The following is a 13,110-nucleotide window of genomic DNA, read 5'->3' on the forward strand; positions in this document are numbered from 1 at the left end:
GGAGCGCCCGGTCGAGCCCGTCGGATCTTCCCGACGCCACCCGAACCTGATCTTCGCCCGGAGCGTCGCCGTACCCGCCCGACGCGACGCGGCCGGTGCGGCGAGGGATCCGGGTACGCCGGTCGGACCAGGGCAGACTTGGGAGCATGGCAGTCATCTCGGTGCCCCCGCGACCGTACGACACCACCGCCGTACGACCCGGCTGGGCCGATCTTCCGGCCGAACTCCGGGCCGCGATCAGCGCCCGGCTGGGTTCCCGGGTCAACTGGGCCGGTACGGCCGGTGGCGGTTTCACCCGAGGCTTCGCGGGTGTCCTGCAGACCGTGGCCGGGGACCGGGTCTTCGTCAAGGCCGCCTCCCTGGTCGACCAGCGGCACCTGAGCGACTGGTACGCCCGGGAGGTCGCGGTCACCGCCGCGCTCCCGGCCGGGCTGGCCGTCGCCCGGCCCCGCTGGACGCTCACCGCCGGCGGGTACTACGCGGTCTGCCTGGACGCCATCGAGGGACGGATGCCGGGACTCCCCTGGTCGCGGGCCGATCTGGAGGCGACCCTCGGGGCGTACGCGACGGTTGCCGACGCGCTGCGGGAACCACCGGTCGAACTCGTCGCCCTCGGTACGCCCCGCCTCGCCGACCTGGTCCGCGCCGACCTCGCCTGGTGGGGCGAACTGGCCGCCGGACGCGAGACGCTGCCGAACCCCCCGGCCGTGGCCCGGCACCGGCTGCCCGACCTCGCCGCCCTGGAGGCCCGCCTGCCCGGGTACGCCGAGAGCACGTCGATGATCCACGGCGACCTGCGGGTCGACAACGTGCTGATCGACGCCACCGGTGCCGCCTGGCTCTGCGACTGGACCTGGCTGTGTCTCGGGCCGGCCTGGTTCGATCTGGCCGGCCTGCTGGTCACCGCGTACGCCAGCGGCCTACCCGCCGACGACCTGTTCGCCGCCCACCCCGCGGCCCGGAACGCGCCGGACGACGGCCTGGACGCGGCGCTGGCCGCGCTCGCCGGTTACTGGCTCGTCCGGGCGGCGGCCGGGCCGAGTACCGGTTCCCCGCACATCCGTGGTCATCAGCAGTGGAGCGGCGAGATAGCCTTGTCCTGGCTCGCCGCCCGTCAGGGCTGGCAGTGATCCCCGGGTCCGGCAGCGCCGCTGGGGATGCGTCATTTTGGCCTTGGACGTGAGCACCTGGTAACGTGGGTTTTCGCGCGTGCCGACACGGCCGCATTCGACGTGCGTCGTCGCCCGCGCGCATCAGGCAAACGGAAACCCTAGCTACCAGGCTGAGCTAGCTACCAGGACGAGGCTGTCGCGTGGCGAACATCAAGTCCCAGATCAAGCGCAACCGGCAGAACGAGAAGCGCCGGTTGCGTAACAAGTCGGTCAAGTCGTCGCTGAAGACCGCCATCCGCAAGTTCCACGAGGCGACCGAGAGTGGAGACAGCGCCAAGGCCAGCGAGCTGATGCGGGACGCCTCGCGCAAGCTCGACAAGGCGGTCAGCAAGGGCGTGATCCACCAGAACCAGGCGGCGAACCGCAAGTCGGCGATCGCCAAGCGCCTGCAGTCGCTCTCCGCCTGACGCGCTCCGCAGATATCTGACGGTGGCCCCGAGCCGGTCGGCTCGGGGCCACCGTGCTGTGCCCGGCGGTGGAACGGGTTGTCCACGGCGACGCCCGGGGCCTGGATGTGGCCCGTGCGCGGCGACGTCCGGGGACACCACGGCCATCCGGCGTGTGGCCGTGTGTACGGCACCAGCCGGGTCGCCACCGGCCCGGATGCGGCGCGTCCAGGCGATGCCGGGGGAGCTACCGGCCCCGGATCGACTGCTCGCGCCTGCCACGGGTCGGCCGACGCACGCGTGGCCGACATTCACTCGTAACGGCGTCGGGCCGACTGACGGGTCCACTGTCGGGCGCTGTCGACCGGATCCAGCCGGACCAACCACCGCCGGGTCGATCGGTCGACCACCCGATCGTTTCGGGGGCGACCACCGGCTGATCCGGATCCGGACACCCCGGTCTGCCGGCTCGGCAACTCCGCGGACCGTGCCCAGGTGGCGAGCGCGTCCCGCCTCATCGGCGCTTCGCCGCCGGCCTGACCGGGGGCGATCCGGTCTGCCACAGGCCCGGTCCGGTCTCCGGTCGGCGGGGCGACCGTCAACGGCGAAAGGCCCGGCACACCGGCCCGGAGGCGCTCCATGACGTCGCGGTCGGGTCGGGGCTCCCAGTCGGGCTCAGATCGGGGCCGGGCGCCGAGTTCCAGCCGGGCCCGGACCATGGAGGTCATGCTCAACGGGCGTCCGGTCGGGACGAGCCGGGCGACCAGGCGACTGCCGACGTCCCGTACGCCGGGGGCGAAGCCGCAGTCGCGGGACGGGCCGGCGATCCGCTCCACGTCCACCGCACGCTCCCTGGCGGCTCGCGCCCCGGGAACTCCCAGCCCGGAGATCGCGAGCGCGCCGGACGCGGCGGCTCCGCCCAGGGCGTCCGTGCCCGGGTCCGGCCCGGAATCCATCAGCGACGGGCCGGGCACGCTGGCACGGCCGATCGCCGGCTGCAGCTCACGGCGGAAGCGCTCGCGCTCCTGTGCGGGGACCCGGGCGGCGGTCCGGGCCACCGCCGCGGCCACGAGATCGTTGGCCTTCACCATCGCCGCCACGGACACCGGCAGCAGGAACACACCCCACCAACTCACCAACTCGGCCAACGCGAGCAGCAGACCGAGCGACACCATGCCCTCGAAGTAGACGAAGCACAGCACCCCACCCGGATCGACGTGACGCAGCCGGAGCAGGCGGGCGTACAGCGGCCGTAACCGCTCCTCCTCCTCGGCCGACAGCGCCATCGCCCAGGTCATCGTTGGCCGCTCACCCCGCGCGCCGTCGCGACGGCGACCACGGCACGTTCCAGGGCGTAGCCCCGGTCCTCGGCGCCGCCCTTGACCGCGGCGTTGCACTCGGCGGCGGCGTACATCGCGTCGGCGATTCCCTCCGGGGTCCAGCCGCGCCCCACCCGCTGGGCCTTCTCGATCTTCCAGGCGGGCATCCCGAGACTGCTCGCCAACTGGTACGGGTTTCCCCGCCCCGCCGAGCTGACCCGGGCCACCGTGCGCACCCCGTCGGCAATCGCGTCGGCGATCGGGACCGGGTCGACCCCGACGTGCAGCGCCCAGCGCAACGCCTCCAACGCACCGGGAACGTCCCCGGCCATCGCGGCGTCGGCCACCGTGAAGCCGCTCACCTCGGCCCGCCCCCGGTAGTACCGGGCGACCGTGTCGACGCCGATCCGCCCGTCGGTGTCGGCAAGCAACTGTGCACAGGCGGACGCGAGTTCCCGCAGGTCGTTGCCGACCGCCGCGATCAGCGCCTCGGCCGCGTCGTCGGTGCACCGACCGCCGCCGCGCCTCACCTCGTCGCGGACGAAGGCGACCCGCTCGCGGTGCCCCTTGAGCTTCGTCGCCGGTACGACCTCCGCGCCCGCCGCCCGCAGGCCGTCGGCGAACGCCTTGCCCTTCGCCCCGCCGGCGTGCGCCACCACCAGGTGCACCTCCGGGTCGGGATGCTTCGCGTACGCCAGCAACTCGGCCACCAGGTCCTTGCGGGCGTCCTGTCCAGCTCGGACGATCAACACCCGCCGGCCGCCGAACAGGGACGGGCCGAGCAGTTCGGCGATCTCTCCCGGGTTCAGCGCCCCCGCCTCGTGGTCGTGTACGTCGACACCGGGATCGGCGGCCCGGGCCGCCTCGACGGCACCGGCGACCGCCCGGGTGACGAGCAGTTCCTCGTCGCCGAGGACCAGGAGAACGGGAGCGAGGTTCGCGGGGGTCACGGGGTCATCGTCGCACGCGGTGCCGGCCGGTCGAGCCTGGTCACCCGGCTACCTACGGCTGACCCCGCACTTAGCGCAAATCCAGACATTTATCTTAACTCAGTCATTTCGTGTACCCTCCGCCGTCCGCTCGTCCCGGCGTACCCCGGGTCACCGCCTGCCGTCCTCGCCCGGGGCCAGTCCGCGTACCGCCACCGCGAGCCGGCCCTCGTCGGTACGCACCACCGCCAGGTCGCCGTCCTGGTCGGTGCGGAGCACGCGTACCCCGGACCGGGCCAGCCGGTCCAGCAGACCGGGGTGGGGGTGGCCGTACCCGTTGTCGGTGCCCACCGGCACCAGCGCCACCACCGGGTCCACCGCGTCCAGGAAGGACCACTCCTGGTACGCCGATCCGTGGTGGGGCACCTTCAGCACGTCGGCGTGCAGCGATCCGGCCGGTACCCGGTCGAGTAGCGCCCGCTGCTCCTCGGTCTCCGCGTCCCCGGTGAGCAGTACGTCGACACCGGCGACCTCGGCACGCAGCACCAGCGAGTTGTTGTTCGGGTCCGAGCGGGTGCCCCGGATCGGATAGGGCGGACCGAGCGCGGTCAGTGTCACGGCGCCGCCCAGGTAGCTCCAGCCGGCCCCGATCTCGCCGACCGCCACGTTCCGCGCGTCGGCCGCACGCTGCACGGCGGCCCGCGCCTCGGCCGGTTCCGGCCACGGCGGAACAGCGACGGCGCCGACCGCCCGGCCCCGGAGGACGCCGTCCAGACCACCCACGTGGTCGGCATGGAAGTGGCTGATCACCAGCAACGGCACCGTCCGGACCCGGAGCCGGCGCAGGCAGCGGTCGACCGGGGTGGGGTCGGGTCCCGCGTCCACCACCACCGCCCGCCCCGGACCGACCGGTAGCACCAGGCTGTCCCCCTGACCGACCGCACACGCGACCACCACCCAGCCGACGGGCGGCCAGCCGGTCGCGATCAGCCGTACCGGCAAGGTCCCGACGACCACGGCGGCGGTGACCACCGCGACGAGCCGGCGGACCAGCGGCCGGCGTACGGCGACCAGCAGGGCGACCGCCAGCGCCGCGAGCAGCAGCCCGCCGACCGCCCCGTCCAGCCAGGGCAGCGTTCCGGCGGGCAGCCGGGCACCGTACCGGGCCACCAGGACCAGCCACCAGGCCGGCCAGTGACCGAGCCAGGCCAGGACCTCGGCGCCCGCCGGCCAGAGCGGGGACAGCACCGCGGCGGTCACGCCAAGCACGGTGGCCGGGGCGACCGCCGGTACCGCCAGGAGATTCGCCGGCACCGCCACCAGGCTGACCGTGCCGGAGAGGCCGGCGATGACCGGGGCGCAGGCGAGCTGGGCGGCGGCCGGGATCGCCAACGCCTCGGCGAGTCCGCCCGGCACGTGCCGGCGGCGCAGGGCGTCCCGCCAGCGCGGGGCGAGCAGCAGCAGACCGCCGGTGGCCAGTACGGAGAGCGCGAACCCGGCGTCACCGGCCAACTCCGGGTCGGCGACGACAAGTACCGTCACCGCTCCCGCCAACGCCGGGAGCGCCGCCCGGGGCCGACCGGCGGCCAGTCCGATCAGGCCGATCGCCCCCATCGTCCCGGCCCGGACCACGCTCGGCGACGGCCGGGCCAGGATGACGAAGCCGACCAGCGCCGCTCCGCAGCACAGGGCGGCGAGCCACGGCCCGGCCCGCGCCCAGCGGGTCAGCAACAGCACGGCGCCGATGACGATCGCCACATTGGATCCCGACACAGCCGTCAAATGCGTCATTCCGGTCGTCTGGAAGTTGTCCTCGACGGCCGGTTCCAGGCGGCTGGTGTCCCCGACGACCAGGCCGGGAAGCAGCCCGCCCGGCTCCGCTGGCAGCGGTGCGCAGGCCCGCTGCAGCCCGGCGCGAAGCGTCCCCGCCAACCGTTGCGCCCAGGACGACCGCCCCCGCAACACCGGTGGGGTCCCCACCGAGAGAACGGCAGCGGTGAGGTCACCGCCGCGCGGCGTGCCGAGGCGGCCGGTGGCGGTCAACCGCTGCCCGGGCAGCAGGTGCCGCCAGTTGGGGTCGCTGGCCAGCACCAGGATCCGTGCCGGCAGGCGCAGCCTGGCTCCCGCCGAATCCTCCAGCCACCGGAGTCGGGCCGAGAGCAGGTACGTCGCCGGCCGACCGGCCGGCCCGGCCACGCTTCGCGGATCGTCCCGGACCACCAGTTCGGCGGTGACCCGGGCCCGTGCCTCGGCCAGTTCGCGGAGCGGTTCGGTGTCCCGTACGCCGAGTCGGGCGGCGGTGGCCACACTGCCGCACAGCACCCCCAACAGCACCGTGACGACAACCCAGCCGTGCCGTTCCAGGACCCGGACCGGCCGGTGGATCAACCGGTGTCCGAGCGCGAGCGTGGCCGCCACGGCGAGCAGCGCGATCAGCACCGTCACGCCGGTCGACAGCCGGAGACCGGCCAACGCGGCGAGCCAGGCACCGACGGCGAGACCGGCCAGGCGGAGATCCGGAGGTTGTCGACTCCCGGCGTCCGGGCCGACGGGATCGCTTGTCACACCGTCACCAGATCCTTCAGGTCCTCGTACCGGGCGTCGCCGATCCCGGTCACCTGACGCAGGTCACCCACCGACCGGAAGCCACCGCTGCGCTCACGGTGGTCGACGATCCGTTGGGCCAGCACCGGCCCCACCCCGGGCAGGGCGTCGAGCTGCGCGACGGTGGCGGTGTTGAGGTTGACCTTCCCGCCACCCGGACCGGCTCCGCTGCCCACGGACGGTCCGTCTCCGGCCTGTCCGGCCGCACCCGGTGGTGGTGTGACACCGACCAGGATCAGTTCGCCGTCGGCCACCTTGCGGGCCAGGTTGAGCAGCGCCACGTCGACCCCGGGCTGCGCCCCGCCCGCGGCGGCGACGGCGTCCGCGACCCGTGCTCCGACGGGCAGGCGGACCAGTCCGGGTCGGCGTACCTTGCCGGCGACCGCGACCACCAGCTCGGCGGGGCTCGCGCCGACACCGCCGGCGTGGGGTGAGCCGGAGGCGAAGGGTGCCGCCTCGGCCGGCACCTCCGGGACCGGCTCGCTGTGCGGACGCGACAACCAGGCCCAGACCGCCGCGCCGAGCACCACCACGGCGGCCAGTACGGCAAGGGCCCGGACGCCGCGCCGGCCCGGGTCGAACGCGCCCGGCCCGGTCAGCCGGCGCGGCGCCGTGCCGTCCGGGCCGGCGTCCTCACCACCGGCGGCCGCGCGGGCCTTTCCATCGGCGGTCACGCCGCCCGGCGGGGGCTGCACGGCGGAGGACCGAGCCGCTTCCGCCCCGGCGGTCGCTTCGGCCGTCGAGGCGTTCTCCCACCCGGAGAACCCAGGCTCCGGCGCGGTGGTCGCCCGCCTTGGGACATCACCCCGCGGGTCGGTGGCCGGCCATGCCGGGCGCACCCCAGGATCGGGGCCGAAGAGCCGGTCCAGGCGCTCCCGCACGATCGTCTCGTCGTCGTCGGACACCGGGCGAAGTTAGCTCCGGCCTCGGCCCTCCGGCCGTCCGATCGTCCGCCGCTGTGGACAACCAGCCACACTGTGGACAACGCCCTGATCATGGACAGATCTGCTATGCGGCGCCAGCCCGCCGGCCGTCCTCGGCAACCGATCCCCGCCCGTCACCGCCGGAGAGCGGTCGCGCGTTCGGATCTCCGGCCGTACCGGTTCATCTCCCGTTCCGGTCCCCGTTATCTCCGACCGATAGGACTTTGCTTCCGTCATCGAGGGCAGCAAACGGGGGCCACACATGGATCTGGTACTGGCGTGGTTCGCCAACCGCACGCTCTCCGACGGTGCCCGCCGTACCGCCCGGAGACGGTTCGAGAAGGCGGTCAACGGGCTGGTACCGAAGACCTACCAGCGGTACGAGGCCGGCGGTGACGACTGGGGCGTGACCGTGCTGCACCCCGCCGACCGGGGCGCGTACCGGTGGCCGGCGGTCGCCGTCGAGGGACCGGTCACCGCCGTGTCGCTCGGGCTGCCGGTGGGGCCGGAGCTGGCCGGAGGTCCGGTCGACCTGGCCCGGGACCTGCTCACCGGCGCTGACGTGCACCGGGAGGTCGTGCCGCCGTTCGGCCTGCTCGCCCTGGACAGCACGGGTCGGTTCGCCGTCCAGCAGGACTGGCTCGGCATGTGCCGGCTCTTCGTCGGCGAGGCCGACGGTGTCACCGCCCTGGCCAACCGTCCCAGCCCGCTGGCCAGCTTTCTGACCGGCAGGGTCACGCCGGACCTCGACGGATGGACGTCGTACGCCCTCTGTGGACACTTCGGGGGCGAGCTGTCGCCGATCCACGGCACCCGGCTGCTGCGCCCCGGCGAGCGGATCACCGGCGAACGTCGCGGCGGCGGTGGCTGGACGGTGACCTCGCAACGCCGGTACGCGGCCGACGACATCGTGCTGGCCGGTATCGAGGCCCGGGGACGCCCGCTGGAGGAGTCGCTGGACCGGGCCGCCCACGCGCTCACCACCAGCACCGACAGCTTCTACCGGCTGTACGACGGCGAGATGACCATGGGTCTCTCCGGCGGCAAGGACTCCCGACTCATCGCCGCCGCGGTCATCGCCAGCGGTCGGCTGCCCCGGTTCTACACCCACGAGGACACCAGGGCCGAGGGTGAGGTCGCCCGGCGCCTCGTCCAACTGCTCCAGGACAAGCGCGGCCTGCGGCCGGAGCACGAACTGGGGCTCGCCGGCGCCCCCGCCGCCGTCCTCGACGTGGGCCTGCGCGAGCGCATCCGCCGGCTGCAACGGCAGTACGACTACCAGTACCCCTCGTCGTACGCCGTCCGGCCGGCCGTGCCGGTGCGGCTGCCGGAGTCCCTCCCTCCGGCCACCCTCAGCGGTGCGGCCGGGGAACTCGCCATCGACTTCTGGTATCCGAAGGAGGGGGCCGACGGTCGGTCGACCCCGGCGGAGGCGGCCGCGGCGCGGGTGATGGGTGCGCTGCCGGTCACGTTCGTCGCCCCGGACGCCGTCGCCCGGGAGCAGGCCCGGGTCGCCGACCTGCTGGCCCACGCCGACGACCTCGGCATCCAGGGCCTGGCGCTGGCCGACTACCTCTACCTGACCGAGCGGATGCGCCGGTGGAGCAGTGCGGCGTACACGGTGGGGCTGATCGCGCCGTGCCTCTCCCCCGCGTTCGTCGCCGCCTCGTTCACCCTCACCCTCGAGCAGAAGCGCGACCGGACCATGCACCGGCGGCTGACCGGCCGGCTGGTTCCGGAGTGGGCCGAGGTGCCGTACGTCAGCGCCTCGACCGGGCCGTCCACCGCGACCCGGATCTGGGACGGTGACGGGATACCCGCCATCTGCGACCTGCTGGACACCGCGCAGGGCCCGATCAGCCAACTGATCCAGCGGCCGCGGGTGGTACGCACGCTCGCCCGGCACGTCCAGGGCACCGGGCCGGCCAACCACAAGCTCCTGCAGCACTTCGCCTACCTCGCGGTCGCCTCGCACCAACTGGAACCCGGGACGGCCCGCAGGTCCTCCTCGGTCACGTACGCCCGGATCACCGGCACCCCGGTGCCCCGGCCGCCGCACCGCCGCGCCCTGTCCCGGCTGGCCCGGGTGAGCGGGGTCCGGGCCGGGCGCCGGATCTGGACCGGTATCCGCCGTCGCGCGGCCGACGATCAGCGATGAACAGGCCCGGGTCGACGCGACCTCGGCAGGTCGTGTCGGCCCGGGCCGGCCGTGCCCGGCTCAGTACGGGTTGCTGGCGTGGGTCAGCGTCTCCCACGCGACGAAGAGGTAGTTCGTGCCGGCCGGACGCTGCTGCTCGGTGAGCTGCTGGGTACGGGTCATCGGCACGCCGCGCCGGAAGTTCAGCGCGTTGAACGCGACCTCGGTGACCGGGCCGAGGCCGAGGGTCAGCGAGCCGCCGCAGATCGAGGACGGCACCGGGTCACCCAACTCGTAGCGGGCGTGCAGGCCGAGCGCGTGCCGGAGCCGGTCCTGGATCTCGGGATAGATGTCCTGGCCCTGGTGCCGGAGCGTCTCCGCGACGTGGGAGATCGCCGAGATGCCGTACCCGGTGTGGGTGAAGTCCCGGCAGGTCTCCTGGGACAGGCCGTCGACGAACGTCGCCTGGTCGTGCCAGTACGACACCACCTCGGCCCGGGTGTCGATGTGGCTGCCGACCGGTCCCCGGGGGTAGGCGCCGTCGGTGGTCAGGTAGAGGAAGGCGGGCAGCCGGTCGCGGAACTTGGCGAGCGCCCGGTCGTAGACACCCCGGTCCTCCAGGAAGACCGAGATGCCGAGGGCGGCCTCCATCATGCTCAGTTCCCAGTTGCCGTTGCTCGTCATGTTGCCGTTGACGATCTCCGGCAGGTAGACGTTGCGGAGCATGGTGGCGAACCGGTTGACGCCGGTCGAGGACCAGCCGCCGTACGTGTAACGGATGATCTCCGCAGCCCGGGGCCAGCTCGATCCGGCCCAGGCGGTCTGCAGCGGAGCGTTGCTGTTGGTGTGGTCCTGGATCACCGCCGACCAGGCGTCCATGATCTGGATGGCCTTCTCGGCGTACCGGCTGTCCTGGGTGATGTACCAGGCCAGCGCGAGGGTGTACGCGGCGAGCGCGTCCTGCCGTTCGTCGGTGCAGCCGTTGTTGGGGTTCGAGTACGACCCGCACTCGACGACCGCCCGCGGCTTCGGGGTACGCGACAGCGAGGCGAAGTTGCTCGCCATCATCTGGTCGTAGGCGCCGCGCCAGGGTTGTGCGCCGGCGTTGACCCGGGACCGGATGAAGTCGAGTTGCGGGCGGCTGACCAGCACCCCGGGGTGGGTGAAGGTGGCCGGCGCGGCCTGGGCCGGCGACGAGGTGCCGGGAGCGGCGTACGGGACCACCACCGCCGTCGCGGCCAGCAGTGCGCCGAGGGCGATCAGGCGGGGGATCCTGCCCCGGAGACGTGACCTGGACACAGCACTTCCTCCTGCTCGGAACACGGAGGCGCCGCCGACCGGGCGACGACTCTTAGGAAGGTTTCTTATCCAATGCGATCACGCGAATCGACCACAGTCAACCCGTTGCGGGGCCAGGTGTTAGGAAGGGGCCCTTCCTATACAAAAAGCGATAACAGGGGGCCCTTCCTTACACCCGGTGCACCACGACACAGGCCAGGCCCGGCCCGACGTGCGCGCCGACCACCGCGCCCGCCTCGGTCACGTACCGGGTGCGCAGCCGGGGGCCGAGCCGGGAGGCGAGCGCCTCGGCGAGTTCGGCGGCCCGCCCCGGGGCGGCGAGATGGTGGACGGCGACGTCGACATCACCCGGCCCGGCCTCCTCGACGGCCAGGTCGACCAGCCGGGCCAGCCCCCGCCCGGCGGTACGGACCCGGTCCCGCAGCGCGATCGTGCCGTTGACGACGTGCAGGATCGGCTTGACCGACAACGCCGTGCCGAGCAGCGCCCCGGCGGCGTTGATCCGGCCACCGCGCCGGAGGAGTTCCAGGGTGTCGAGATAGAAGAGGGTGCTGGTCCGGTCGATGGTGTCGAGCGCGGCCTGCCGTACCTCCGCCAGCGGCGCGCCCCGGTCGGCGGTCTCGCCGGCGGCGACGGCCGGAAAACCCAGGCCCATCCCGGTCGATCGGGCGTCGACCACGGCGACCCGGTCACCGACCTCGGCGGCGGCGAGCCGGGCCGCCTCGACCGTGCCGGAGAGTTCCGCCGACAGGTGTACCGAGACCACGCCGGTGGCCCCGTCCCCGAGCAGTCGGCGGTACGTCCGGACGAACTGTTCCGGGGCCGGACGGGAGGTGGTCATCGTGCTCCGCCGCGCACTCAACGCCCGGGCGGCGTCGGCCGGGGTGACGTCGACGCCCTCCAGCCCGGCCACCCCGTCCGCGACGACGGTGAGCGGCACGACGGTGAGCCGGTACCGGTCGGCGAGTTCCGGCGGGAGGTAGGCGGTGGAGTCGGTGACAACCGCGACGGGCATTCCGGCACGGTAGCCGATCATCCGGGGAAAGAGAGAGTGCGTGGCCGCCGGGTCTGACCGGACGGGGCGCGACTCGGCGTCCGTCCGGCGAGGCCGACCACCAACGAGGCCGACCGCTGACGGGGCGTCGACCCGACGCCCGTCGACGGGGCCGACCGCCGGCGGGACGTGACCCGACGCCCGTCGGCGGGGCCCGACGCGGAGCGCGGCCGGGCGGGGGTCAGATGGCGGCCGGTGTCGGTCCCTGGGCGATCAGCCCGACGTTGTGGCCGCGCAGCTGCCAACCGCGGACCTCGTCGTGCCGGAGTTCGGTCCAGTGGCAGTTGTTCAGCGAGCCGACGGCGCGGAGCACCAGGGAGTCCCAGCCGAGCAGGTAACCGCAGCCCTGCCGGGCACCGCCGCCGTGCGTGGCAACCACGACGGTGCCGCCCGGTGTCGCGTCGGCCGCGTCCTGCAACGCGGTGCCGACCCGCTTGCCGAGCTCGTCGAGGCTCTCCACCTCGCAGCCGGGATCCGGCTCGCCGGCGCGCCAGCGGGTGTGCTCGACGGGGAACCGTTGGGCGACCTCGGTCATGGTGAGCCCCTGCCACTGCCCGTAGAACCGTTCCCGCAGCCGGGGGTCGGTCCGGACCGGCAGGCCGGTCACCGCGACCAGGGCGGCGGCGGTGTCGGCGGCCCGGCTCAGGTCGCTGGCGACGATGGCGTCGGGCCGGAGCGCGGCCAGCAGCGGTGCGGCGGCGGCGGCCTGTTCCCGGCCGAGGTCGTTGAGCGGTACGTCGAGCTGTCCCTGCACCCGGTTGACGGCGTTCCAGTCGGTGTTGCCGTGCCGCCAGACGATCAGCCGGGTCATTCGGCGGCGCCCGCCTCGGCCTCCACCAGGTCCCGGTCCACGAACGGGACGGTCGGGCAGTCCTTCCAGAGCCGGTCGAGAGCGTAGAACTCGCGCTCCTCGGTGTGCTGGACGTGCACCACCAGGTCGACGTAGTCGAGCAGCACCCAGCGGCCCGCCCGTTCGCCCTCCCGTCGCACCGGCTTGGCCTTCTCCGGCAGGCCGGCCAGCCGTTCCTCGATCGCGTCCACGATCGCGGTCACCTGGCGCTCGTTGGGCGCGGAGGCGAGCAGGAACGCGTCGGTGATCACCAGCTGGTCCGACACGTCGATGATGACGATGTCCTGCGCCTTCTTGTCGGCGGCGGCCTGCGCGGCGGCCGTTGCCAGCTCATGGGCGCGTTCGGAAGCTGTCACCATTCTCCTTCGATCAACCGTAGGGCCCTTCTAGCCTCTCACACGAGGGCGTCGTACGGCCCGGCGGTTATCAGAACGACA

11 protein-coding genes are annotated in these 13,110 nt (G+C 73.5%); 3 read left to right on the forward strand and 8 right to left on the reverse strand.

The window, feature by feature from the left end:
- Window positions 1–146 precede the first annotated feature (146 nt).
- Window positions 147–1,130 (forward strand): phosphotransferase family protein, encoded by a 984-nt coding sequence (locus V1633_RS33660; RefSeq protein ID WP_331218335.1) that lies wholly within the window; start codon window positions 147–149, stop codon window positions 1,128–1,130.
- Between the two features lie 182 nt (window positions 1,131–1,312).
- Window positions 1,313–1,579: a 30S ribosomal protein S20 gene (rpsT, locus tag V1633_RS33665; protein WP_331218336.1), complete on the forward strand. Its 267-nt coding sequence runs from the start codon at window positions 1,313–1,315 to the stop codon at window positions 1,577–1,579.
- Between the two features lie 290 nt (window positions 1,580–1,869).
- On the opposite strand, the gene V1633_RS37105 is transcribed toward rpsT, so the two are convergent.
- The 4 genes from V1633_RS37105 to V1633_RS33685 all read right to left on the reverse strand — a co-directional run bounded on the left by V1633_RS37105 (window position 1,870) and on the right by V1633_RS33685 (window position 7,315).
- Window positions 1,870–2,856: a hypothetical protein gene (locus tag V1633_RS37105; protein WP_407952155.1), complete on the reverse strand. Its 987-nt coding sequence runs from the start codon at window positions 2,854–2,856 to the stop codon at window positions 1,870–1,872.
- The gene (gene holA / locus V1633_RS33675) at window positions 2,853–3,827 is read right to left on the reverse strand and encodes a DNA polymerase III subunit delta (RefSeq protein WP_331218337.1); all 975 of its coding nucleotides are present in this window, start codon (window positions 3,825–3,827) and stop codon (window positions 2,853–2,855) included. Before holA ends, V1633_RS37105 begins: the two co-directional genes overlap by 4 nt.
- Before the next feature lie 150 nt (window positions 3,828–3,977).
- On the reverse strand, window positions 3,978–6,371 hold the full coding sequence (locus tag V1633_RS33680) for a ComEC/Rec2 family competence protein (protein ID WP_331218338.1): 2,394 nt from the start codon (window positions 6,369–6,371) through the stop codon (window positions 3,978–3,980).
- Window positions 6,368–7,315 carry a ComEA family DNA-binding protein gene (locus tag V1633_RS33685; RefSeq protein ID WP_331218339.1) on the reverse strand — a complete coding sequence of 316 codons (948 nt, stop codon included), beginning with the start codon at window positions 7,313–7,315 and terminating at the stop codon, window positions 6,368–6,370. Before V1633_RS33685 ends, V1633_RS33680 begins: the two co-directional genes overlap by 4 nt.
- 280 nt (window positions 7,316–7,595) lie before the next feature.
- On the opposite strand from V1633_RS33685, the gene V1633_RS33690 reads away from it, so the two are divergent.
- Window positions 7,596–9,491: a hypothetical protein gene (locus V1633_RS33690; RefSeq protein ID WP_331218340.1), complete on the forward strand. Its 1,896-nt coding sequence runs from the start codon at window positions 7,596–7,598 to the stop codon at window positions 9,489–9,491.
- Between the two features lie 60 nt (window positions 9,492–9,551).
- On the opposite strand, the gene V1633_RS33695 is transcribed toward V1633_RS33690, so the two are convergent.
- The 4 genes from V1633_RS33695 to rsfS form a co-directional block, all read right to left on the reverse strand.
- Complete coding sequence (locus V1633_RS33695; RefSeq protein WP_331218341.1) at window positions 9,552–10,769, reverse strand: alginate lyase family protein; 1,218 nt, start codon at window positions 10,767–10,769, stop codon at window positions 9,552–9,554.
- Between the two features lie 169 nt (window positions 10,770–10,938).
- Complete coding sequence (locus tag V1633_RS33700) at window positions 10,939–11,784, reverse strand: DegV family protein (protein WP_331218342.1); 846 nt, start codon at window positions 11,782–11,784, stop codon at window positions 10,939–10,941.
- A 220-nt stretch (window positions 11,785–12,004) separates the two neighbouring features.
- On the reverse strand, window positions 12,005–12,634 hold the full coding sequence (locus V1633_RS33705) for a histidine phosphatase family protein (protein WP_331218343.1): 630 nt from the start codon (window positions 12,632–12,634) through the stop codon (window positions 12,005–12,007).
- Entirely contained in the window at window positions 12,631–13,029 is a 399-nt protein-coding gene (rsfS, locus tag V1633_RS33710; RefSeq protein ID WP_331218344.1) for a ribosome silencing factor, read from the reverse strand. The genes V1633_RS33705 and rsfS overlap by 4 nt, the downstream gene beginning before the upstream one ends.
- Window positions 13,030–13,110 lie beyond the last annotated feature (81 nt).

It is taken from the genome of Plantactinospora sonchi, from assembly GCF_036422035.1.
Classification (GTDB): Bacteria; Actinomycetota; Actinomycetes; order Mycobacteriales; family Micromonosporaceae; genus Plantactinospora; species Plantactinospora sonchi.

Coding starts and splice junctions, on each gene's coding strand:
- V1633_RS33660 (WP_331218335.1), top strand. CDS start 147: ATGGCAGTCATCTCGGTGCCCCCGCGACCGTACGACACCACCGCCGTA.
- V1633_RS37105 (WP_407952155.1), bottom strand. CDS start 2,856: ATGACCTGGGCGATGGCGCTGTCGGCCGAGGAGGAGGAGCGGTTACGG.
- V1633_RS33690 (WP_331218340.1), top strand. CDS start 7,596: ATGGATCTGGTACTGGCGTGGTTCGCCAACCGCACGCTCTCCGACGGT.
- V1633_RS33700 (WP_331218342.1), bottom strand. CDS start 11,784: ATGCCCGTCGCGGTTGTCACCGACTCCACCGCCTACCTCCCGCCGGAA.
- V1633_RS33705 (WP_331218343.1), bottom strand. CDS start 12,634: ATGACCCGGCTGATCGTCTGGCGGCACGGCAACACCGACTGGAACGCC.